The sequence below is a fragment of the Winogradskyella sp. HaHa_3_26 genome, from assembly GCF_019278425.1.
GTDB classification, from domain to species: domain Bacteria; phylum Bacteroidota; class Bacteroidia; order Flavobacteriales; family Flavobacteriaceae; genus Winogradskyella; species Winogradskyella undariae.
Genome location: NZ_CP058981.1, coordinates 951,209 through 975,000 on the forward strand (window position 1 = coordinate 951,209; position 23,792 = coordinate 975,000).

26 protein-coding genes are annotated in these 23,792 nt (G+C 29.9%); 10 read left to right on the forward strand and 16 right to left on the reverse strand.

The features are described from left to right. Window positions 1-59: 59 nt before the first annotated feature. Together H0I32_RS04150 and H0I32_RS04155 are read left to right on the forward strand one after the other, a co-directional pair. Window positions 60-1,466, forward strand: coding sequence for an MBL fold metallo-hydrolase (locus H0I32_RS04150; RefSeq protein ID WP_179314683.1), 1,407 nt, complete (start codon window positions 60-62; stop codon window positions 1,464-1,466). 45 nt (window positions 1,467-1,511) lie between these two features. After that, on the forward strand, window positions 1,512-1,781 hold the full coding sequence (locus H0I32_RS04155) for a heavy-metal-associated domain-containing protein (protein ID WP_179314684.1): 270 nt from the start codon (window positions 1,512-1,514) through the stop codon (window positions 1,779-1,781). 52 nt (window positions 1,782-1,833) lie between these two features. Here the strand turns inward: H0I32_RS04155 and H0I32_RS04160 are convergent, their stop codons facing one another. Together H0I32_RS04160 and prmA are read right to left on the reverse strand one after the other, a co-directional pair. After that, window positions 1,834-2,106 carry an ATP-dependent Clp protease adaptor ClpS gene (locus H0I32_RS04160; RefSeq protein WP_173588983.1) on the reverse strand — a complete coding sequence of 91 codons (273 nt, stop codon included), beginning with the start codon at window positions 2,104-2,106 and terminating at the stop codon, window positions 1,834-1,836. A 76-nt stretch (window positions 2,107-2,182) separates the two neighbouring features. Further along, window positions 2,183-3,016: a 50S ribosomal protein L11 methyltransferase gene (gene prmA / locus H0I32_RS04165; protein ID WP_179314685.1), complete on the reverse strand. Its 834-nt coding sequence runs from the start codon at window positions 3,014-3,016 to the stop codon at window positions 2,183-2,185. A 71-nt stretch (window positions 3,017-3,087) separates the two neighbouring features. Here prmA and H0I32_RS04170 point away from each other — a divergent pair, with 71 nt between their 5' ends. Further along, window positions 3,088-4,290 (forward strand): porin, encoded by a 1,203-nt coding sequence (locus H0I32_RS04170; protein ID WP_179314686.1) that lies wholly within the window; start codon window positions 3,088-3,090, stop codon window positions 4,288-4,290. Between the two features lie 122 nt (window positions 4,291-4,412). Here the strand turns inward: H0I32_RS04170 and tpiA are convergent, their stop codons facing one another. From tpiA to H0I32_RS04190, 4 genes are all read right to left on the reverse strand, one after another. Then, the gene (gene tpiA / locus H0I32_RS04175; RefSeq protein WP_173588986.1) at window positions 4,413-5,162 is read right to left on the reverse strand and encodes a triose-phosphate isomerase; all 750 of its coding nucleotides are present in this window, start codon (window positions 5,160-5,162) and stop codon (window positions 4,413-4,415) included. 83 nt (window positions 5,163-5,245) lie between these two features. Beyond that, on the reverse strand, window positions 5,246-6,322 hold the full coding sequence (locus tag H0I32_RS04180; protein WP_179314687.1) for an ABC transporter permease: 1,077 nt from the start codon (window positions 6,320-6,322) through the stop codon (window positions 5,246-5,248). Window positions 6,323-6,652: 330 nt separating this feature from the next. Continuing rightward, entirely contained in the window at window positions 6,653-7,747 is a 1,095-nt protein-coding gene (locus H0I32_RS04185; protein ID WP_179314688.1) for a BT_3928 family protein, read from the reverse strand. A 54-nt stretch (window positions 7,748-7,801) separates the two neighbouring features. Next, entirely contained in the window at window positions 7,802-8,344 is a 543-nt protein-coding gene (locus H0I32_RS04190) for a DUF1599 domain-containing protein (RefSeq protein ID WP_173588989.1), read from the reverse strand. Window positions 8,345-8,439: 95 nt separating this feature from the next. Between H0I32_RS04190 and folP the strand changes: the two genes are divergently transcribed. The 5 genes from folP (at window position 8,440) to H0I32_RS04215 (ending at window position 12,454) form a co-directional block, all read left to right on the forward strand. Then, window positions 8,440-9,267 (forward strand): dihydropteroate synthase, encoded by an 828-nt coding sequence (folP, locus tag H0I32_RS04195; RefSeq protein WP_179314689.1) that lies wholly within the window; start codon window positions 8,440-8,442, stop codon window positions 9,265-9,267. Between the two features lie 3 nt (window positions 9,268-9,270). Continuing rightward, complete coding sequence (locus H0I32_RS04200; RefSeq protein ID WP_179314690.1) at window positions 9,271-9,960, forward strand: hypothetical protein; 690 nt, start codon at window positions 9,271-9,273, stop codon at window positions 9,958-9,960. A gap of 105 nt (window positions 9,961-10,065) precedes the next feature. Continuing rightward, on the forward strand, window positions 10,066-10,848 hold the full coding sequence (gene cdaA / locus H0I32_RS04205; RefSeq protein ID WP_173588992.1) for a diadenylate cyclase CdaA: 783 nt from the start codon (window positions 10,066-10,068) through the stop codon (window positions 10,846-10,848). A 3-nt stretch (window positions 10,849-10,851) separates the two neighbouring features. Next, window positions 10,852-11,430 (forward strand): DUF3667 domain-containing protein, encoded by a 579-nt coding sequence (locus tag H0I32_RS04210; RefSeq protein WP_179314691.1) that lies wholly within the window; start codon window positions 10,852-10,854, stop codon window positions 11,428-11,430. Window positions 11,431-11,632: 202 nt separating this feature from the next. Further along, window positions 11,633-12,454, forward strand: coding sequence for a DUF3667 domain-containing protein (locus H0I32_RS04215; RefSeq protein WP_179314692.1), 822 nt, complete (start codon window positions 11,633-11,635; stop codon window positions 12,452-12,454). Here the strand turns inward: H0I32_RS04215 and H0I32_RS04220 are convergent. Then, window positions 12,451-14,220, reverse strand: a complete 1,770-nt coding sequence (locus H0I32_RS04220) for an ABC transporter ATP-binding protein (RefSeq protein WP_179314693.1) — start codon at window positions 14,218-14,220, stop codon at window positions 12,451-12,453. The genes H0I32_RS04215 and H0I32_RS04220 overlap by 4 nt on opposite strands. A 56-nt stretch (window positions 14,221-14,276) precedes the next feature. Beyond that, entirely contained in the window at window positions 14,277-15,026 is a 750-nt protein-coding gene (gene truA / locus H0I32_RS04225; protein ID WP_179314694.1) for a tRNA pseudouridine(38-40) synthase TruA, read from the reverse strand. Between the two features lie 144 nt (window positions 15,027-15,170). Between truA and H0I32_RS04230 the strand changes: the two genes are divergently transcribed. Continuing rightward, on the forward strand, window positions 15,171-15,662 hold the full coding sequence (locus tag H0I32_RS04230; protein ID WP_179314695.1) for a metallophosphoesterase family protein: 492 nt from the start codon (window positions 15,171-15,173) through the stop codon (window positions 15,660-15,662). A gap of 43 nt (window positions 15,663-15,705) precedes the next feature. Here the strand turns inward: H0I32_RS04230 and H0I32_RS04235 are convergent, their stop codons facing one another. Together H0I32_RS04235 and H0I32_RS04240 are read right to left on the reverse strand one after the other, a co-directional pair. Next, window positions 15,706-15,861: a hypothetical protein gene (locus H0I32_RS04235; protein ID WP_173588998.1), complete on the reverse strand. Its 156-nt coding sequence runs from the start codon at window positions 15,859-15,861 to the stop codon at window positions 15,706-15,708. Window positions 15,862-16,064: 203 nt separating this feature from the next. Then, entirely contained in the window at window positions 16,065-16,475 is a 411-nt protein-coding gene (locus tag H0I32_RS04240) for a DUF4293 domain-containing protein (protein ID WP_173588999.1), read from the reverse strand. Between the two features lie 217 nt (window positions 16,476-16,692). Between H0I32_RS04240 and rho the strand changes: the two genes are divergently transcribed. Further along, on the forward strand, window positions 16,693-18,414 hold the full coding sequence (rho, locus tag H0I32_RS04245; protein WP_173589000.1) for a transcription termination factor Rho: 1,722 nt from the start codon (window positions 16,693-16,695) through the stop codon (window positions 18,412-18,414). An 87-nt stretch (window positions 18,415-18,501) separates the two neighbouring features. Here rho and H0I32_RS04250 read toward each other — a convergent pair whose 3' ends face one another. The 6 genes from H0I32_RS04250 to H0I32_RS04275 all read right to left on the reverse strand — a co-directional run bounded on the left by H0I32_RS04250 (window position 18,502) and on the right by H0I32_RS04275 (window position 23,678). Further along, a complete protein-coding gene (locus H0I32_RS04250) occupies window positions 18,502-18,960 on the reverse strand; it encodes an RNA methyltransferase (RefSeq protein WP_179314696.1) in 459 nt (152 codons plus the stop codon). A gap of 114 nt (window positions 18,961-19,074) precedes the next feature. After that, on the reverse strand, window positions 19,075-20,091 hold the full coding sequence (locus tag H0I32_RS04255; protein WP_179314697.1) for a helix-turn-helix domain-containing protein: 1,017 nt from the start codon (window positions 20,089-20,091) through the stop codon (window positions 19,075-19,077). Between the two features lie 453 nt (window positions 20,092-20,544). Beyond that, window positions 20,545-20,697 (reverse strand): lmo0937 family membrane protein, encoded by a 153-nt coding sequence (locus H0I32_RS04260; protein ID WP_173589003.1) that lies wholly within the window; start codon window positions 20,695-20,697, stop codon window positions 20,545-20,547. Between the two features lie 178 nt (window positions 20,698-20,875). After that, a complete protein-coding gene (locus H0I32_RS04265; protein WP_173589004.1) occupies window positions 20,876-22,654 on the reverse strand; it encodes a sensor histidine kinase in 1,779 nt (592 codons plus the stop codon). Between the two features lie 3 nt (window positions 22,655-22,657). Beyond that, window positions 22,658-23,101: a response regulator gene (locus H0I32_RS04270; RefSeq protein WP_173589005.1), complete on the reverse strand. Its 444-nt coding sequence runs from the start codon at window positions 23,099-23,101 to the stop codon at window positions 22,658-22,660. 19 nt (window positions 23,102-23,120) lie between these two features. Then, entirely contained in the window at window positions 23,121-23,678 is a 558-nt protein-coding gene (locus H0I32_RS04275) for a helix-turn-helix domain-containing protein (protein ID WP_179314698.1), read from the reverse strand. Between the last annotated feature and the right edge of the window lie 114 nt (window positions 23,679-23,792).

Below are 23,792 nucleotides of genomic sequence, written 5' to 3' on the forward strand. Positions count from 1 at the left end.
ATTATCACACTTCAAAAATTGAAGTTTATTAAATTTGCATAACATAATACATTTTACACATGAAAATAGAACAATTATATACAGGCTGTTTAGCACAAGGTGCTTATTATATTGAATCTGAAGGAGAGGTTGCTATAATTGATCCATTGAGAGAAACTCAGCAATACATTGATAAAGCTAAGGCTAATAATGCCAAAATTAAATATATTTTAGAGACACATTTTCATGCTGATTTTGTTTCTGGTCATGTAGATTTAGCAAACCAAACAGGTGCTACAATCGTTTTTGGACCTGGAGCTACAACGGAGTACGATATTCTTTCTGCCAAAGATGGTCAAGAATTAAAATTAGGAAATATTACGATAAAGGTTTTACATACACCTGGTCATACTTTAGAATCTGCTACTTATTTATTAATTGACAAAATTGGAAAAGATCATGCTATCTTTTCTGGTGACACGCTATTTTTAGGTGATGTTGGTCGTCCAGATTTAGCAATCAAATCTGACTTAACAAAAGAAGATTTAGCCGGAATGCTTTTCGATTCTTTAAGAACTAAAATTATGCCTTTAGCTGATGATGTTATTGTATATCCTGCTCATGGCGCTGGTTCTGCTTGTGGAAAAAATTTAAGCAAAGAAACCGTTGGGGTTTTAGGTGAACAGAAAAAAACAAATTATGCCTTACGTGCAGATATGACTAAAGCTGAATTTGTTAAGGAAGTTCTTGATGGTATTGCTCCTCCTCCACAATATTTCGCAAAAAATGCTATGATGAATAAAATGGGTTACGATGCTTTTGATACGGTTTTAAAAACTGGTGATGTAGCACTTAGCCCTGAAGATTTTGAAGCTGTAGCAAACCAAGAATCAGCATTAGTATTAGACGTAAGGTCTCAATCTGATTTTATAGCGGGTCATATCCCTAATTCAATATTTATTGGACTTAATGGACAATTTGCCCCTTGGGTTGGTGCTTTAATTAAGGATTTAAAACAACCTATTATTTTAGTTGTTCCTGAAGGAAAATCTACAGAAGCAGTTACTCGATTATCTCGTGTAGGTTATGATAACACTTTAGGATACCTTAAAGGCGGAATAGAAGCTTGGAAAAAATCAGGAAAAGATATTTCTACTCTAGATTCTATATCTGCTGAAGAATTTGCAAAGAGAGCAAAAGCAGATACTATTCATATTTTAGATGTTCGTAAAGATGGTGAGTATCAGTCAACACATTTAGAGGAAGCGACACATTTTTCATTAGATTTAATTAATGAGAATATGGATAAAATTAATAAAGACGAAACTTACTATGTGCATTGTGCAGGTGGTTACCGTTCTGTAATTGCAGAATCGATTTTAAAAGCTAGAGGATTTAATAAATTAATTGATGTTGCTGGTGGCTTTGCTGCTATTAAAAACACCAATTTAAAGACAACAAATTTTGTTTGTCCTTCTACATTATAAAAATTATTAATAATCAGACCTCATAGGTCTATAAAAACCACATAAATGAAAAACACACTTAATATTCAAAATTTAAAATGTGGTGGTTGTGCTAACACTATTGTAATACAATTATCTAAATTAGATGGTATTACTGACGTTACAGTTAATAACGATACAAACGAAGTAAGTTTTAATACTGAAACTGAAGCTACTATTGAAGCTGTTTCTAAGAAATTATCGGACTTAGGTTATCCTATTGTTGGTGATGCTAATTCTTTACCTAAAAAGGCAAAATCTTTTGTGAGTTGTGCTGTTGGTAGAATGACAAAATAAAAAGAATAAGTAACTATAATAAAAAATCCCACTCATGGTGGGATTTTTTTTATTAAACTATTTCTGCACTTAATCCAGCTTGTAAAAGCTTAGAACATCGTGGTTCTAAATCTTCATAAGTGCCTGTCTTAACAGTACACTTTCCTTTATAATGCACTAATAAAGCACATTGTTCTGCTTGTTCTGGCATATGATCACAAGCATAAATTAAAGTATCAATAACATGATCGAAGGTATTAACCTCATCATTAAATAATACAATTTCATTTTGTTTTAATTCTACTTCTTCTAAAAGCAGATCTTCTGCATATTTTTCTTTTGTCATTCTGTTAATGGATTTTAGAGTAAATTATGGTAACAACCAAACTGTCAACACAATAAACTTAATTATTAACTTTCTACTAATTTATAAATTTTAACGAAACCCATTGCCCTTTTTGTATAGTTTCGTCTAACTTTAACATGTATTTATTACATTCTTCTTCAATCATCGGAATGTCTTCTTTGTAAAAACCACTTAAAAATAAGGTTCCATTTGGGTTTAGACACTTTGCATATTGAGAGATATCTGCTAATAATATATTTCTATTAATGTTAGCAATAATACTATCGTACTTTTTACCTTCTAACAATGTTGCGTCACCTTCATAAACCGAAATATTTTCACAATTATTACGTTCTACATTTTCTAAACTATTTAGGTAACACCAATTATCTATATCAATAGCATCGAGTTTATTTGCACCAACATTTTCGGCTAATATGGCTAAAACACCTGTTCCGCAACCCATATCTAAAACCGTTTTACCTTTAAAATCGTTTTTAAGAATATGCTGAATCATCATGTGTGTAGTTTCGTGATGACCTGTACCAAAACTCATTTTTGGCTCAATAATTAAATCGAATTTAGTATCTGGTTTTTCATGAAACGGTGCACGTACAGAAACTAAATCATCTACAATAATAGGTGTAAAGTTTTTCTCCCATTCTTCATTCCAATTTACTTGGGCTATTTCTTCAAATTCAAAAGTAATCTCAAATTCATCTGAAGTTAAAATGTAAACATCATCTAAAATATTTTCATTCCACTCTTCCTTCTGAATATAAGCAATTACACCTTCTTCATTTTCTACAAAACTTTCAAATCCGGCATAACCTAATTCAGCTATTAAAATTTCTACTCCCGGTTGTAGCGGACTTACCTTAAACGTGTAACCTATGTATATTTCAGACATTAATCTTTTTTTTTGCAAATTTACTAATCATTAATTTAGTTACTAGTATTTTTACATCAAATTAAAATAATATGAATAAATATATTGTTGCCTTTCTATTCTTAGCGCTATCTCAAATCACTATTGCTCAAGACAATAATGATATTAAATTATCTGCTTTACCTTATTACAGTTATGGTAAAGGTTTAGGAATTACCTCCCCTGATAGTATTTTTAAACTAAATATTCGTTTTAGAATGCAAAACCGATTTACCTCTTTATATAATGAAGACGCAGAAGATGGTTACGAAGCAATGATTAGACGTTTACGTTTGCGTTTTGATGGTTATGTTGGTGATCCTAGTATTATTTATGTGATTCAATTATCGTTCTCTCCAAATGATGTTGGTGCGATTGAAGATGGTGACAATCTAAATATTATTAGAGATGCAATTGTATTTTATAGACCAGATAATCATTGGAATATTGGTTTTGGTCAAACTAAACTTCCAGGAAACAGACAGCGTATCAATTCTTCTGGAGCTTTACAACTTACAGATCGTTCAATTAACAATTCTCGATTTAATATTGACAGGGATTTTGGATTACAAGTGTATTATTTAAATGAATTACAAGACAAGTTTTCTTATAATGTAAAAACAGCAATTAGCACAGGTGAAGGCAGAAACTGGACCAAAGAACCTGATAATGGTTTAGCCTATACAGGCCGTTTAGAGCTCTTTCCTTTTGGAGCTTTTAAAAGTAACGGCACATTATTTGAAGGAGACTTAAAACGTGAAGAAAGGCCTAAATTAATGCTTTCTGGTGTTTATCATTATAATAACAACGCACGAAGAACTCGTGGAACTATTGGTGATGATTTATTTGAACAGCGCGATATACAATCTTTATTTTTAGATGCTATTGTAAAATATAATGGTTGGGCTTTTCAAACAGCTTATATGGAGCGTAGAGCTGATGACCCAATAACTTATAATCCTGATGATTTATTAGATTCTGAATATGTTTTTGCAGGAAATGGTTTTGACACCCAATTGAGTTATATTTTTAAAAATAACTATGAGGTTATCGGACGTTTTTCTCACCAAGAACCACATAAAGATATTGAAGCATTAACACCACAAACTAATCAATACAGCCTTGGTGTTACTAAATATATTTGGGAGCATGCCTTAAAACTACAAGCTGAAGTTACCAGTACGGAATTAAACTATTTAGATAATAGCCAAACTAATAACTGGTATTTAAGATTTCAAGTTGAAATAGGAATTTAATTCTTTTAACGCACATAGACTTCTAGAAATCATCTATATTTTACACAAAAAAAAGTCCCTAAACAATTGATTAAGATCAATTATTTAAGGACTTTTTTAATTCTTAGTAAGAAATAATATTCTTAGAATGCATTTACAATAGCATAGAAATCTTCTGCGTTAAGTGCTGCTCCTCCAATTAATCCACCATCAACATCTGGTTTTCCAAATATCTCCTTTGCATTTGCTGGTTTTACACTTCCACCGTATAAAATAGAAACAGAATCGGCAACATCGTTTCCGTATTTATCAGCTAAAGTTTTTCTAATAAAAGCATGCATATCTTGTGCTTGCTCAGGACTTGCAGTTTCACCTGTTCCGATAGCCCAAACTGGTTCGTAAGCTAAAACGATACTTTTAAAAGCATCAGCTTCTAAATGAAATAATGCATTTTTAATCTGACCTTCAACAACAGCTTCATGATTTTCAGATTTTCGATCTTGTAATTCTTCACCAAAACAGAAAATTGAACGCATACCATTAGCTAAAGCAGCATCTACTTTTTTAGCTAAAGATTCGTCAGTTTCATTAAAATAAGCACGACGCTCACTATGTCCTAAAATAACAGTTTTGATACCAATACTTTTTAGCATACTTGCGCTAATTTCACCTGTATAAGCTCCATTTTCTGCAAAATGCATGTTTTGAGCAACAACTTCAATTGAATCTTCACTTAAAGTATCAAAAGCTTGCTTTAAATTTGTAAAAGTTGGCGCAATCATAACCTCAGCATCTGACGTTTTTGTTTGCTTTAATAGGTCCGTTATTAAAACTTCCGACTGTGGTAAATCGTTATTCATTTTCCAGTTTCCTGCTACGATATGCTTTCTCATAATATATGTATATTGATTTTATAAATTCTCTAACAAAAATAATACTTTAAAAATGAAGATAAATTGACATTTGTCAGTTATCCTCAAGATAATTTCACTCTTGGATCTAACCAAGCATAAATAATATCGACAAAAATATTTATCGTAATAAATATAATGGCAATAACTAAAACAGCTCCCATTATTACAGGTAAATCTAGCGTATTAAGTGCATTTACAATTTCTTTTCCTAATCCATTCCACCCAAAAATATATTCTACAAAAACGGCTCCGGCTAACATCGATGCAAACCAACCCGATATTGCTGTAACTACAGGGTTTAATGCATTTTTTACAGCATGATTTTTAATAACCTGAAATTCACTCAAACCCTTTGCTCTAGCGGTTCTTATATAATCTTGATTTAAAACTTCTAACAATGAATTACGCATTAATTGAATAACAACGGCTAAAGGTCTTATACCTAAAACGATGGCTGGAAGAATTAAATTTTTCCATTTAATGGTCATTTTTTCTCCAAAATCATCAAGCTCGTACAAACTGCCTGTCATTTCTAAATGGGTGTATTTATGCAATACAAAACCAAATAACCAAGCAAATAGAATGGCACTAAAAAAGGATGGTACACTCATACCAAATGTACTAAGGACTTGTATGGTTTTATCTATCCAGGTGTCTTTATACAACGCAGAAATAATTCCGAATATTATGCCTAAACAAATCGCTATAACAATGGCAGACGTTGCCAAAACAAAAGTATTAGGAATAGTTTCTCCAATAATCTGAGTCACTTTTTTACCTTGTTTGGTAAAAGATTCTCGTAAATATGGGGCTTTTAAAACAGTTGTAGTATTTTCTATTTGAAACAATTTTACTGCACTATATTTATTTGGTGCTAAATAAGTGTAATCTTTTGATGTATTAGAATGAAAAGATATCGGAGATAAATCATTAAGGTAGTATAAAAACTGAGTTCCTAAGGGTTTATCAAATCCATATTTCTGTTTTACAGCTTGTACCTGCTCTTCATTTTGGTTTTGCCCCAACATCATCTTCGCAGGATCACCTGGAAGAATTGTAAATAAAAAGAAAATCACAGTAATAACGCCCACCAAAGTGATGAAAGCGTAACCGATTTTATGTACTAAATATTTTATCAAAAAATAGGTTTTATTTTAAAGTTGAAAATCAAATTATTAAAAGTACATATTCATTTTAAAGTTGATTTGTCACCAACTAAAAACTCAAAATATTCAGCCATTTTAAAATAAACATTGCTATAGCTGTAAAGCCTGTACTATATAATACTAAAGCTTGCCAATATGATAATCGCGTTGGCCAATGTTTCCACATTTTTATGCAATATTTTTTTTCGCATAACCACTAGTTAGCATCCAAAAAAGGAAAATGAATATTAAGTAAATCAGTATTGTTATTAATAATATCCTTTTATTTTCCATTTTTTCAATTTTAAAAATTAGAACTAAATATTATAATTCCACATCATCAAAATCATTCCAATGTGCCTTATTTGTTACAGTTCCTTTATTTAATATTATAATTCCTGGATTTGCACGTACAATAGTTTTAGCTACTTTTTCGTCACATAGATAAATTTCAAAATTCAATCCATAATCTGATTTCACTTGTGCTTTATCAGCTGCTCCAGAAGATGACAAACCGATTACAGTATATCCTTTTTTAATTGCTTTATCTGTAAAAGATTTCAACTTCGTCATTCCTTCAGCTTCACTCTTGTTAACATTATACATGGTAACCATAATTAGCTTTTCCTTTTCTAAGAAATAATCGGTTAAATTTTCATCTTCAGATTCTATAGAAAAATCTTGAATTGCAGGAACATAACCTTCATCTATTGTTTCTGTATCTACCCTTAAAAACTCACCTTCTACACTCGGGTAACTTCCATTTGTTACAAATTCTTGCTCCTCACCATTCACATTAAATACCCATGTATATTCTAAAATAGGTTTTTGTGCTCCTTCTGGAGTTGACATTTCATCGGGTAAGTTTTTACCAATAGCATAAGCTCTAAAGTCTATAGATGGTAAATGCATTAATACATGGTAACCAAACCAAAGTGAAACAATAAAACTTAACAGTGCAATTACAGTTGTAGGCAAATTTGAAAAAACAGGTTTGATGTATTTAACACCTGCAAACAAAATTAAAATTAAGACCAGTAAAATAAGATCTTTAGAAAAGCTTTCCCATGGCGTCAATTTTAAAGCATCACCGAAGCAACCGCAATCTTTTACTTTATCGAAATATGCAGAATAGAAGGTTAGAAATGTAAAAAATACAATCATTAACAACAAACTCCAAACTGTAAGTTTTGGTTTATAACCTATCAGTAAAAAGACTCCTAAAACAACTTCGAATACAACAACTAAAACAGAAATACCAAGTGCATAAGGAATTAAAAATTCCATATTTAATACATCTGATCCAAAATACTCTTCTAATTTATAAGAAAACCCAAGCGGATCATTAAGTTTTATAAATCCAGAGATGATAAATAATATTCCTGTAAATATTCTACTAAGGTGAACTATATATTTCATATTCTTATTGAATTATTTTTTTTTATGGATTCTTATTTCCGCTAAAATGATAAATTAATTGGCTTCGTTTAAATGAATCAAGGCAAAAATTGAATAATTAATCATGTCTTGATAATTAGCATCGATACCTTCGCTAACAATTGTTTTACCTGCATTATCTTCTATTTGCTTAACGCGTAATAATTTCTGTAAAATTAAATCGGTTAAAGAACTCACGCGCATATCTCTCCAAGCTTCACCATAATCGTGATTCTTATCTAACATTAATTGCTTAGTAATTGCAATCTTTTCATCGTAAAGTTCTGAGGCTTCTTTAGTATTTAAATCGGGCTGTTCTACAACGCCTTTTTCTAACTGAATTAAGGCCATTAAACAATAATTTATAATGCCAATAAACTCACTAACCTCTCCCTCATCTACTTTTCTAACATCATTTTGTTGTAAACCTCTAATGCGTTGTGCTTTTATAAAAATCTGATCGGTTAAAGATGGTAATCGTAAAATGCGCCACGCACTACCATAATCACTCATTTTATTTACAAAAAGTGCTCTACATTTAGCGATAACGGCATCGTATTGTTTTGAAGTATCTTGCATTTATTACATAATAATTTCCGTAAATTTCGGACAAATAAACTAGAAGTTCAAGGTTTGAGGTTTAAAGTTTTCTTAACACTTTTTTTAGATAAAACATGAATATAAACTGCAAAGGAAAATTAATAGATATATCTACACCAAAAGTGATGGGAATCCTTAATATAACTCCTGATTCTTTTTTTGATGGTGGAAAATATAACGATGAATCTGAAATTTTAATTCAAGTTGAAACCATGCTAAAACATGGTGCTACTTTTATAGACCTTGGTGGTTACAGTTCTAGACCAAATGCTGAAGATATTACTGAAGCCGAAGAATTGAAACGTGTGATACCTGTAATTCAGTTAATCTTAAAGTATTTTCCAAAAACATTGATTTCTATTGATACTTTTAGAAGTGGTGTTGCTCACCAAAGTATTGACGCTGGTGCCGCACTTGTTAATGATATTTCTGCAGGACTGCTTGATAATAATATGCTATCTACAGTTGGTAAACTTGGTGTTCCTTATATTATGATGCACATGAAAGGGAATCCCAAAACCATGCAACAGCACACAAATTATAAGGATTTAGTAAAAGAAGTTATTTCTTATTTTGCAGAACGTATTTCTGCTGCATATGAAGAAAAAATAAATGATATTATAATTGATCCTGGTTTTGGGTTTGCAAAAACCATTGAACAGAATTTTGAATTACTTAATAAACTAGAAGTCCTTCAACTTATTAAATCACCAATTTTATCAGGTATCTCTCGAAAATCAATGATATACAAAGCATTAAATACAACTTCTAAAAATGCTTTAAATGGCACAACAGCATTACACATGATTGCTTTACAAAAAGGATCTAAAATATTACGCGTTCATGATGTTAAAGAAGCCATGGAATGTGTTACACTTTATAATCAATTGAAATCTAATTAACCTATGCGCTATATTTATTTACTTATTGTTTTATGCTGTTTTAGCTGTAACAATGAACGTACTTTATTTCTTCCTGAAATTGAAAACACAGAAATTACTGAAGTTTTAGATGTTTCACCAGCCTATCTTTTTTATGATGAAACTCAACCAGATTCAACCTTACTAAATCGTAAAAATTTAATTAGCACGACTAATTGGTTGGTAAACGTAGATAAACGACTGACTTTACAACAAGCGATTCCGAAAATTACATTGATGCAAAATAAAAAGCGAAATGCTAAAATGCACAAGAATGAAGCTGCTAAAAATTATTTTACTTGCAATACGACGGATATTAGTAATCTAGGTTTTATTGAATTTACGGATGTTTATTTTATTAACAAGTCTTACAACTCCTTTAAAGAAGAACAGCCTTTAAATAAATTTGGTAACAAAATAATAGCAGAAGTTAATTCTTTAAACGATATCAATCTTTCAATTGACTCAACAACTTCTGATATTAAGAAAACGAATCTTAATCAATTAGTAAATGCTATTTATATGCTATGTGAATCTAAAGAAATTACAGATGCTACATTGATTCTTAATTTAAGCAAGGGTTTAACTTTTCAAGATTATATATCTATAAAATCAGCATTATTAAATCTAAAAGCTGAAAAAATAAGCATCTCTAAAAAAGAATTTATTTTCTAAAATTCAACTATTTAAAACTAAAAAAGTATAATTACTTTAATTATTGATAAACAATTCACGCTTCTACTTAACAGAAATTGTTAAATTAGCAAAAAGACTAAACTTTTGGAAAACTTACAACTTTGGGATTTTAGATTTATTGACTTCATAGATGTCTTCCTTGTTGCTATACTCCTTTACTACATTTACAAACTGGTAAAAGGAACCGTTGCTATCAATATTTTTATTGGTATCCTTATTATTTACTTTGCTTGGCGATTAACCGACTACCTTAATATGCACATGCTTTACAGCATATTTGATGGTTTTATGAAAGTAGGTATTATTGCTTTGATTGTAGTGTTTCAACCTGAAATTAGAAAATTCTTACTAATGGTTGGATCAACAAACTTAGGAGGAAAAAGAAATCTATTTAAACACTTTAAATTCCTTAAAAACGATGACAAAACAACAACTGATATTGATGCTATTATTAATGCCTGTACAAAAATGGGGGCTTCATACACAGGTGCTTTAATTGTTTTAGAACGAAATAACAATTTAGATTTCTTGACAAATACAGGAGATGAAATGAATATTTTAGTATCTCAACCTATTATTGAAAGTATCTTTTTTAAAAATAGTCCACTGCATGATGGGGCTATTGTTATCGATAAAAATGTAGTAAAAGCGACACGTGTAATTCTTCCTGTAAATAACGAGAAAAATATTCCAGAACGTTTTGGATTAAGACACAGAGCTGCCATTGGTATCACAGAGAAAACAGATGCTTTAGCGCTTTGTGTAAGTGAAGAAACAGGACAAATTTCTTATATAAAAAATGGAGGTTTTGAAATGTTTAAAAATACGGATGAGCTAAGGGAAAAGATTAAACATGATTTAGCGTAATTAATGAATTGCAAAAATTGTAATAATACTCTTAGACTTACGCAAAAATTTTGCGACGAATGTGGGGCTAAAATCATTCAAAATCGATTAAAGCCAAAAGTATTGGCTCAACAAGTCAATGAACATTACTTTTCTATTGATAATAAATTATTAATTACCTTTTTAGACCTTTTTAAAAAACCAGAGGTCGTTATTTTAGGTTATGTTAATGGCACACGAAAAAAATATATAGATGTTCTTCAGTATTTTGCCTTATCACTAACTTTAACAGGAATTCAAGTCTTTTTAATGAGTACCTTTTTTAAAGAATCTACTGATATGGGTTCACAATTTATAAACGGTTTTAATGATGCTTCAACGACAACAGATAATCCATTTAAAGATTATGATTTTAATGCCTTAAATAATTACCAGGGGTTATTTTACATTTTAACGGTACCTTTTTCTGCACTTGGAACTTGGTTTGCATATTATATTATCGGAGAGAGATCTTATAATTTCACGGAACATTTAGTAATTAATCTATACTACTCTGCTCAAGTCATAATTATTACAGCTTTACTAACCATACTATTTTTTTAGTCTTTGGATTAGATTACTTAGTTATATCCTCAATTGTATATGTACTTACTTTTGTTTATTTATTTTATGTTCTAAAATGTGTTTTTAAAACGAATTTCTGGAATACATTAGGACGATTTTCATTAGTTATGGCTATATATATTGGATCGTTTTTAATTATCGGATTAATTGCTCTAATAATAACAGTAGTAACATTATATAAATGAATTGTAAAAATTGCCAAGCTGTATTACAAGAACAAGACGATTATTGCAAAAGTTGTGGTGGTAAAGTGATTAGAAATCGTTTGACTTTCAGAAATCTTTTTGAGCACATTAGTGAAACGTTTTTCAATTATGACAACAAGTTATTACAAACTTTTATTCAACTTTTTAAACATCCCGAAGATGTTATTGATAGTTACATCAATGGCACACGAAAAAAACATGTAAACGTCATCAGCTATTTTGCATTAGCAATAACCATCTCTGGATTTTACCTTATAATAGTTAAAAAATTCTTTCCAGAAACCCTTGATTTTTCTCAAATAACTCTTGCTGGACAAGAAAAATTTCAGAAAAATAATATGGCATTTATTGAAGAGTATCAATCGATAATTATGATGCTTTATGTGCCTTTATATGCTTTAATGGCTCGTGTTACATTTTTTAATATTAAAAAATACAATTATACAGAGTTGCTTGTCATTTTTATGTACATACAGGCACAAATATCAATTGCGAGTGCAATAGTGGTCATTACTTTAGGATTATTGGGTATAAGCTCAAGCATTGTTGGAATGCTAATGATACCCTTAATGATTATCTACACAGCTTATGTCCTTAAACGACTATTAAAACTAAGCGCTTCAGATATCATAGTTAGAACATTATTATTTTTTGTTGTGTTAGGTATAACTATGATTTTCTTAACTATAATTACACTCGCTATAATGTATTTTACAGGAGATTTGCAAGAAACATTTGGACCAGCTTTTGAAGCCGGTAAAAAAATAGGAGAAGATGCAGCAAAATCAGCAAGTTAAGCTACCTCAGTATTTAAAAATTGAACTTCATACAGATTTTTGTAATAACCTTTTTCTTTTGCAAGAAGTGATTGGTGTGTACCAATTTCTACAATTTCACCAGCATCCATAACAATAATTTTATCCGCTTGTTGTATTGTTGCCAATCTATGAGCAATGACAATAGAAGTTCGTCCTTTGGTTATTTTATCGGTAGCATCTTGTATTAATTGCTCTGAATAAGAATCTACAGAAGAGGTCGCTTCATCTAAAATTAATATACTTGGGTTAGTTACATAAGCTCTTAAAAAGGAAATTAATTGACGCTGACCAGAAGATAACATCACACCTCTTTCCTTTACATTGTAATGATATCCATTGGGAAGACTTGCAATAAAATCGTGAATACCAATTGCTTTTGCGGCATTTACAACATCTTCTTCTGTAATGTTTTCGTTATTTAAAGTGATGTTATTTAGAATTGTATCTGCAAACAAAAACACATCTTGTAACACAACAGCAATCTGGCTTCTAAGCGATGTTAAAGTCATGTCTTTAATATCTGTCTCATCAACTTTTATGGTCCCTGAATTGATATCATAAAAACGATTCAGTAAATTAATAATAGTAGACTTCCCCGCACCTGTAGCTCCAACAATAGCAACTGTTTCACCTGCGTTAACATTAAAAGAAATCCCTTTAAGCACTTCTTCATCTTTTATATATGAAAATCGAACATCTTTAAACGAAATATTCCCTTTAAAACCTGTAGCTTCAATAGTGCCAGAGTCATCAATATTAGACGTTGTATCTAAAACTTTAAATACACGATCTGCTGCAACCATCCCCATTTGAAGAGTATTAAATTTATTCGCAATTTGATTTAAAGGTCTAAACAACATAGGAATAAACATGGTAAACGAAATTAAGTGTCCTAAAGTCGTCTCCGGATTATCAGAGATAGCGTCAAATCCACCAACTAATATTACCATCGCCATTGTTAAAGAGGCTAAAAATTCTGCAATAGGAAAGAAAACAGAATTATACCAAACCGTTTTTAACCATCCATTTTTATGACGATTATTTATAGCTTTAAATCTTTTATACTCGGTATCTTCGCGTGTGAATAACTGTAATATTTTCATACCCGTTACACGCTCTTGTACAAATGAATTTAGGTTAGAAACTTCGGTTCGTACATCCTCAAAAGCAATTTTCATATACTTCTGAAAAATCTTAGTAGCAAAAAGTACAATTGGCATTGTTATAAAAACAATTAAACTCAACTTTAAGTTTATAAACGCCATAAAACCAGCAACCACAATCATCTTTAAGATATCACTAAAAATCATAAAAAGACCTTCACCAAAGATATCAGCAATACGCTCCATATCTGTTACTGCTCTTGTGATTAATACACCAACAGAGGATTTATCGAAATAGGTCATTTTAAATTTAAGCATGTGCTTAAATAACTTTACACGGATATCTTTAACAACAGATTGCCCTAACCAACTTGCATAATAGATAAAAAGTAATTGAGATAAAACTTCTAAAACCAATAAAACAAGCATAATTACCATGTAGAAAACAAATCCATCGTATTCTTTATTGGCAATTTTTACATCAATAGCTTCTTTTAAAACATAAGGTCTAAAAGCTCCAAATAAAGCCAAACCTACAACACAAAATAAAGATATAATGAATACTGTACGATATGGTTTTATGTACTTTAATAACCTTGTGAATAATGATATATCAAATATTTTTTTTCCTTTTTCTGCCATTTTATGCTGAACTAATTTCAGTACTTATTTTCCGATAAAACGGAAACATATTCTAATTAACTATCAATTTTTATTGTTTCTGGGTAAACTATTTTAACTAAGTATAAGCCATGTGCAGGAACTGAAAACCCAGCCTCACTCCTGTTTTTCGATTTTATAATTGTATGTAAATCGTCTATTTTCAATTTTCCTAAACCTATATTAACCATTGTACCAACAATAGCTCTAACCATATTTCGTAAAAAACGATCAGCTGTGATAGTAAAAACTAATTGGTCGTTATTTTTGGTCCAAAAAGCTTCTTTTATATCACAATTATACGTTTTTACATCTGTTTTACTTTTAGAAAAACATTGAAAATCTTTATACTCAAATAAGATTTTACAAGCTTCATTCATCAGTTCTAAATCTAAAGGCAAATGCACTTGGTAACTAAAATTGTAATCAAATACATTTTTAGATGTCGAAACTTTATAATGATATGTTCTGCTTGTTGCATAAAACCTAGCGTGCATCTCTGGCTTTACTTCAAAAATAGAACTAACTGCTATGTCTTTAGGCAAGAAAGAATTTAGTTTATAGACTAAATCTTTAGATTCAAAATTTCCATCAAAATCAAAGTGAGCAAACATTTGCGACGCGTGCACACCTGCATCAGTTCTACCGGCACCCATTATAGCTATTTTGGTTTTCAAAATTGTAGATAACGCCTTTTCTAATACTTCTTGTACAGAAATTGCATTCGGTTGATTTTGCCAACCATGATAAGCGCTACCATTATATGAAAGTTCAATGAAAAATCGCAATAGAAATCTTACTTTTGTTAAAGTACAAAGTTACTGTTTTAGTTGCTAAAGAAAACCTAAAATATAAAGTTATCCTTTTTCTAATTTGTTATAAAAAGATACTGAATTAATTAAACTAGATTTCTACACTTTCCGAAAATAAACATGAAAAAAATACTTCTTTTATCAGATACACACAGTTATATAGACGATGCTATTCTAAAGCATGTAAAACAAGCAGATGAAGTGTGGCACGCTGGTGATATTGGCGACTTAAAGGTTACGGATCAAATTAAGGCTTTAAAACCATTGAAAGCTGTATATGGAAATATTGATGATGCTAAAGCTAGAACTGAATTTCCGCTTCACAATCGGTTTATGTGTGAAGGCATGGATATATGGATTACCCATATTGGAGGTTATCCGCCCAAATACAATTTAACCGTTAGAGAAGAATTAACTAAAAACCCGCCTGATATTTTTATTGTAGGACATTCTCATATCTTAAAAGTAATGCCTGATAAAAAATTAAACCTACTACATATGAATCCAGGTGCTGCAGGCAAACATGGTTTTCATAAAGTAAGAACAATGCTAAGATTTAAAATTGATGGTAAGATTATAAAAGATTTAGAAGTTATTGAATTTGAGTCTTAGCCATCATTAAAATAAATATTGATTATAAATTGAAATAATACAATTACTTTTTTGATTTATTCATTACATATAATATACCTAAAAAAGCTGTACCAAAACCAATAAATACAGAATTTCCTATTGTAAAAGAAGCAAATTTATAAAGTAATAAACTTAATAACACAGCAGCTATCCCATGCATTAAAACTTGTTTTTTCATACTATCATTATATTTTTAAATATAAAAACTATATTCAATATAGGTTTTTCTAGATAAAAAAGATTCTAAACTTATTTTTTTTTAATAAATTATCAATCATTAACTCTTTTTATTTCTAGTCATTTAGATTAAAAAATGATAACAAAAAAAACCCAGACGGCAGAGTCTGGGTTTTTCACACTAATACTACTAAGATTATAGGTCTATCGTAAACGATCTACTGATTTTACAAGATCTTCATCCTTTTTAATAGCCTTGTTAGCCAAGACTAAACACACAATAGAAAAAACAGGAAGAAGAATCCCAATACCCTTCTCAGAAAAACTAATTTCTCCAGGTACCTTTGAAGATTCGTAAACTAAGATTCCTAGTAAAATAAAGTTTAATATTATATTAAGTCGTCCCAATACAAATTGAGACTTTCTGTCTTTAAATCTAAAAATCGAAATCAAAGATAATAAAGCTGAACCCAAAAACAAACCTAGACACCAATAATTATCTAAAGCATAAACTTTAGCGCCTTCATTGTTTGTCCACAGGTAAAAAACAAATATTAAGCCTGATGAAATGATGGCTGCTAAAAATAAATATAAGGTTTGAATGCGTTGAATCATATCTTTTACTCTAAATCTTATGCAAAATTAGGAGTTTATTTTTTAAAAAGATAGAAATTATTTTAAAATAAAATTGTATTATTGCAATAGGAAGAAGTAACATACTGAATTGCATCTTTCTAATCTTCCAAATTAATCTCACTTTTTTTCTTTTTATTTCATCTAGAAAATATTGAATTAATAATATCTAAATTATAATACATTATACAACATACGAATGTTCGAAATTTCACAGTTAAAAGCTAAAAAACTTCCTGAATTACAGGAGATAGCGAAAAAACTAAATGTACCTAAATACCGTACACAAAAAAAATTAGACCTGGTTTATCAAATTTTAGATTACCAAGCAGCAAATCCTGATGCTGTAAAAGCTAAGGTAGCAACTGAAGAGCCTGCAAAACAAGAAGAGCCACAAAGCAAACCTCCTCAGAAACGTGCTAGAGTTACGCAAAAACCAAAATTAGCACAAGAGACTAAAGATGATACAGATCAAAAATCTTTAGATTTAAAGGAAAAAACAGACGAGGTAAAATCAACACCTCAAGAACGTAAGCCAAGAGCTCGCAAGACTATAGAGCGTAAACCTCAAGCTAACAATAAGGCACAAGAGGATAAGTCTACCACAGACAATTCTACAAAAAATAAACCTACACCAAGACCACAAGAACAAAAGAAACCTAATCCGCGCAAAGACGACAAAAGACGTCCACAAAGCAACGACAACAGGCAACCACGTGCTAAAGATGGTAACACTCATGGTAATAGCTCAAAAAACAATGGTAACAAGGATAGCAGAAATCGCTACCGTGAGCCAGATTTTGAATTTGATGCTATTATTGAAAGTGAAGGTGTTTTAGACATCATGCAAGATGGATATGGTTTTTTAAGATCTTCAGATTATAATTACTTATCTTCTCCTGATGATATTTATGTATCACAATCTCAAATTAGATTATTTGGATTAAAAACTGGTGATACTGTTCTTGGACATGTAAGACCTCCAAAAGAAGGTGAAAAATATTTCCCATTAATTAAAGTGAGTAAAATTAATGGTCAAAATCCAAATGTTGTAAGAGACAGAGTTGCTTTTGAACATTTAACACCATTATTCCCAGAAGAGAAATTTAACCTTGCAGATAAGCAAGCAACGATTTCTACTCGTATTATGGACTTGTTCTCTCCTATCGGAAAAGGACAACGTGGTATGATTGTATCACAACCAAAAACAGGAAAAACAATGCTTCTTAAGGATGTTGCTAATGCTATTGCAGCTAACCATCCTGAAGTTTATCAAATGATTTTATTAATTGATGAACGTCCTGAAGAAGTTACAGATATGCAACGTAATGTACGTGGAGAAGTGATTGCTTCTACTTTTGATAAAGAAGCTCACGAACACGTTAAAATTGCTAATATTGTATTAGAAAAAGCAAAACGTTTGGTAGAATGTGGCCATGATGTGGTTATTCTTTTAGATTCTATTACACGTTTGGCAAGAGCTTATAACACGGTTCAACCAGCATCTGGAAAGATTCTTTCTGGTGGTGTTGATGCTAATGCTTTACATAAACCAAAACGTTTCTTTGGTGCTGCACGTAATATTGAAAATGGTGGTTCGTTAACAATTATTGCTACGGCATTAACAGAAACAGGTTCTAAAATGGATGAAGTTATCTTTGAAGAATTCAAAGGAACTGGTAACATGGAACTTCAGTTAGATCGTAAGATTTCTAACCGCCGTATTTTCCCTGCTATTGATTTAACTTCATCAAGCACTAGACGTGATGATATTTTATTAGATGATCTTACAATTCAGAGAATGTGGGTAATGCGTAAATATCTAGCCGATATGAATCCTGTGGAAGCTATGGAATTCATCAATGAGCGTTTCAAAAGAACTAAAAATAATGAAGAGTTTTTAATTTCTATGAACGGTTAAAGTTCGTAACACAGTATGTATAATGTAAAAAGCCTTGAATTTATAAATTCAAGGCTTTTTTTATGTTTTTCAATCTCTTTAATCAATTTATACTCTTGGCTTACTAATACCTCTATCATACATAACAATACTTCCTGCTACAGAAACATTAAGGCTTAATTGTGATTTAAATTTTATTAGAAAATGACTTTTTTCAATCGCTTGATTAGATAATCCGTGATCTTCTGCTCCAAGCAAATAAACACATCTGCGTGGATGATTAAAGGTTTCTAAAGGAACTGCTTCATCTGTTAATTCTACACCTACAAGTCTAGCTCCTTTTGGTAAGTTATTAAAGAATTCGTCAAAATTATCATAATGAAAATAAGGCATCGATTTTACCGCATTGTGTGTATCGCTAGATTGTTTTGCATAACGATTCCCGATAGTAAATATAAAACTCGCACCAAGATTTTGAGCAGATCTCCAAAGTACACCAAGATTTTCTGGTGTTTTTCCATTCTGAATCCCAATTCCGAAGAATTCATTTGTAAAATTATCATTCATAAATCAAAAATATAAATTTCATTTTATCTTTCATCAAGAATAACAAAAGAGGTTGTATAAATACTACCTAAGTAATAATTTACACAACCTCTTATTTTTAATATAAGGTATATATTATGCTGTTGCAGCTAACTTAATGTTTTGTTTGTATTCTATTGGTGAACAATTGTATTGCGCTTTAAAAATTTTAGAAAAATAACTTCTACTTGAAAATCCAAGAGAATAAACAATTTCAGAAATATTTAAATCCGTATTCTTAATTAGTTCTTCTGATTTTTTAACTCTTACATATCTAATGTAATTGTTAAGCGTTTTATCGTGCATTAATTTAAATCCTTCTTGAACTTTTGCTGGACTAATAGATATTTTTGCAGCAAGTTCTGTAACACTTAAATTAGTTTCAGGGAAATTATTAATATAATCAGATAATTCTTTTATTTGCTTTAACTCAAACCCAGTTAATGATCCTGTTGGATTTTGAGCACTTTTTACATCAATTGAGTGTTGCTCAATTTCCATAGCTAGTATTACATTTACCAACCCTTGAATCAACAATGTTCTTACTACACCACTTTGTTTTATAGCTTTTAATTGATTTATGCTATCTGCAATTTTTAAATTGTAAGATCCAGTGTAACTGTAATCTTTAGTCTTATTTTTTATAAAAATCTCAGACACCATTTTATTAATAGGGTGTTCTTTACTACTTGTTTTAGAAGTATTTACAGAGATTATAGTTGAATTCACATAAATATCTTTATAAAAACTAATGTGATTCTCGTTAGTCGTAATATTTGCTGATACTCCAGTTTGAAATGTTTCAACGGTTTTAGCTTGGCTAGAGTTTACAAAAGAATGTGATAATTTACCTTCTTTACAGTAAAGAAAGTTAGCAACTGCACGCTGTGGACTCTTAATTACAAACTTTACATCTTCTTTAAACTTTATATCAAATTCTACAAAAATTGTATCTCTTTCTAATTCAATACCTCTAATAAACCCTTTACCTACTCCATTGTCAACATATAGTTCTCCCTCATTGAGCTGCATAGAAAATGTTCCTCCAATAGTACTTTTTAAAGTTTGAAACATTGATTGTAAATTAGTTGCTTTTATATCTATAGTTTTCATGAGTATGTGTTTTGGTTAGACTGATTGTTATTTTAGTTTGAAAAAAGAAAAAGTGAATAAAATTTTGTAAAATTCTAAGCGAGTTGATTCTTTCTCTCCACATTATGAAGACTGGTCTCTATTTGAGAAGTAGTCTTAAATGAAGGTTTCGGAAATATTCTTCCGACTTTAGCAAATTGCTTTTGGATAAGTTGTGATGGAAATTTCATGGTTGTAAGTTTTAAGTTCGTTTTGTTTATACAAAGAAACAAACCTTAACCTCTTAACCTGTTATACAATTCTCTAGTTTTGTTGTATTATTTATATTTATTATTAAACAAAACTTAATAGAGTTACTAAAAGAATACAGACTTAAACACCATAAAAAGACTTTAGAACACTAAATTAAGTGATAATTGATAAAAAAACTTAGAATTAATAAGTTTGAAAGGTATTTTGAACTAAAATGAAGTTTTAGAAATTTGGAATCTTTTTACCTATTACAATTAAAATAATAACAGCAAAAACTAATAACAAGTGAATTTTAGAATTAAGTGAAAACACAAAATATCCAAACGCCCATAATATAACGAGAAGTACAAGAAATATGTAAAGAAGGGTTTTCATAAATGAAAAACTATTTAATTAAAGATCTAGCTTTAACAAAATATATTAAATTACTATGGGAAGACTTGAAATATATGATGCGTGCTAAATAACGCTAACAAATGTCATTAATTGAAACTAACGACTGTTATACAATTTCAAAAATCTCTTATATAATTTCAAGAGTCGTATTCTGTCTCTATTTTAAAAATGGTAAATAGATCGTGAAAGTTGCTCCTACTCCTGGGTTTCCTTCAGCGATGATTACACCTTGATGATTATCTACAATTTTCTTACAAATTGCTAAACCTATACCCGTACCAGAGTATTCAGATTTACCATGTAATCGATTAAATAAGTCGAAGATTTTTTTAGAATAAGTTTGCTCGAAGCCTATACCATTGTCTTTAAAGATTATTTTATGATGGTATTTAAATAACGATTTTTGTAAAAACTCTACATCATTAGATAATATTTCTTGATGTTTAATCTTTATTACAGGAGCAACCCCTTCTCTTGAATATTTTAAAGAGTTACTTATTAAATTAATAAATAACTGCTCTATTTGAAAAGAAACCACTTCCATGGTTGGTAAATCACTACTAATAATTTCTGCATTCTTATCTTCTATACTATCTAAAAGTTCTTGTTTAGCTTGTTCTAACAATAGATTTATATCTACATTTTTAAAATCATTCTTAGAGTTATTGGTACGCGAATACTGTAATAGGTCTTCTATTAGCATTCTCATCCTAGATGAAGAAGATTTTATTTTCTCAATATAAAATTGCCCTTTTTCTGAAAGATTAACTAGTTCTTTAGCTTCTATGCGTGATATAAATGTTTGAATCTTTCTAAGTGGTTCTTGCAAATCATGACTGGCAACATAATTAAAAGCAGATAGCTCTTTATTATTACGTTCTAATTCTAAATTACGTTCTTCTATAAGTCTAAAATTATCAAACTCATCTGTAACATCTAACGTAACACCCAATAACTGCTTATCTTCAAAGCCATTATCTATAAGCTGAGCATGTGCCTTAAAATGCTTGATAGTACCGTCAGGTTGAACAATTCTATAATTTACAAATGGTAACTCTTCATTTTTAATCATACTATTGACTTCCTGACCTAAGCCTTCACGGTCGTCCTCATGAATAAATCCAAATAAATTCTCTAAACTAGGTTCAAAACTATTGGGCTCTACACCTAAAAGCTTATATAGATTGTCTGAAAAATGATACGTATTTTCGTCAACATACCAAATCCATGTACCACTTTTACTTACAACTTCTGCCTGCTCTGTTAATTTCTTAAAGATTTCTAAATCTTCATTTGTTTCACTCAACACTGTTAAATCTCTATTGATTTTAGCATAAGCAATTAGTAAAAGCACTAACGTTAGCACTAAGATACCATATAAAAACAAAGGTGTTAATCCTAAAGCTTGTTCACTCTTTTTTTGATTTTCTACTAGAAGTTTGTTCTCATAAACCAACATTACAGATATATCGTTTCTAATACGATCCATTTTAATCTTACCATCATGTAGTAATAATAACAACTCTTGGCTGAGTATTATTTTATCTTCAGCTATATCTAGAGACTTATTAAAAATAACGAAACGTTTGGCTATATCTAGCTCTAATTGATTTAAGTTTTGCCTTTGTATTTTATTTTTAATTATTAGAGTATCTAATCTTGAAAGGTTATTCTTTATTTTTTCAGCACTTTCTTCATAAGGTTCTAAAAAGATTGAATCGTGTGTAAGTAAATAACCTCTGTGACCCAATTCTGCATCTTTAAGATTAGAAATGATGTACTCTAACTCGCTTCTTAAATTATAAGTATCCTTAACTACTTCGGTTGATTCTGAAAGTGAATTAATATGTTTATAGGTAAAACCACCAATACATAAAATAACAAACAGACCTAAGCCAAATACAATTTTTAAAAGTTTACTAGGAGTTAAAAACATAAATTATAATCGTAATAGAAAATTTTCTTTATTTAAACCACTAGTCTCGTACTGCCAATTAGTGGTAACGACTTCAGAAAGTACTTTCTTTAATTTTTCGAAATCGTTAGGTTTTTTAATGTAAATATTGGCACCTAAAACAAACGTATTTTCCACATCTTCTTCAGAAGAAGACGTAGAATAAATGGCTATGATAATTTCATTGAATTTTGAATTTGCTTTAATTTCCTTTAAACATTCAATCCCAGATTTCTTTGGCATGTTTAAATCTAAAAATAATAAGTCAGGCAGTAAACTAGATTCCTCTAGAAACTCCATTAATTCAATCCCATCTTTAAAAGTAGATACTCTATTTTTAATTTTTAGATCTTCGAAGGCTTCGGTAAAAAAGAACCTATCATCTTCGTCATCGTCAGCTAAGGCTATATTGATGTATTCTTTATTCATAATTTAATACGCACTAATATTAGTCTATCCTATTCTCTTTTCTTTTTATTATAATACGCTGAAAAGCCGAAGGTGTAATTCCTGTTGTATTTTTAAACTGCTTACTTAAGTGTGCCACACTAGAATAATTTAATTTATATGCTATTTCCGTTAATGAGAGCTCTTCATTAGTTAGTAATGTTTTAGTATATTCTATTTTTTGTAAAATGATATAATTCTCAATAGATGTAAACGTAACTTCTGAAAATAAATTGGATAAATAGCTATAATTTTGATTTAGTTTTTCGGCTAAAAAAACAGATGTTTTTACACTAATATCGTTTTCATCATTGAACACCATATCTATAATAACATCCTTAATTTTCTGAACCATTATCTTTTTAGCATCCTCAATAACATAGATACCATAATCTTTAATACTATTATTAAATTCCTCAAACTGTTGCTGAGATACTTTTTCTAAAAGTTCTATTTCACCAAAAGCTGTTTGTTGATATTTAAAATTACAAGCATTTAATTTCTCTTCTAAAAGCACATTGCAAATTTTAGTAAAATCGAATTTTAAAAATAATTTCATTTTAATATATATGGAATTGGATTAATATGACACCAACTATAATTAATCAAATTTAATATTAAAAATCACATAAATCACTATCTAATTTTCATGATTTTTTAAAATTTAAAGAAC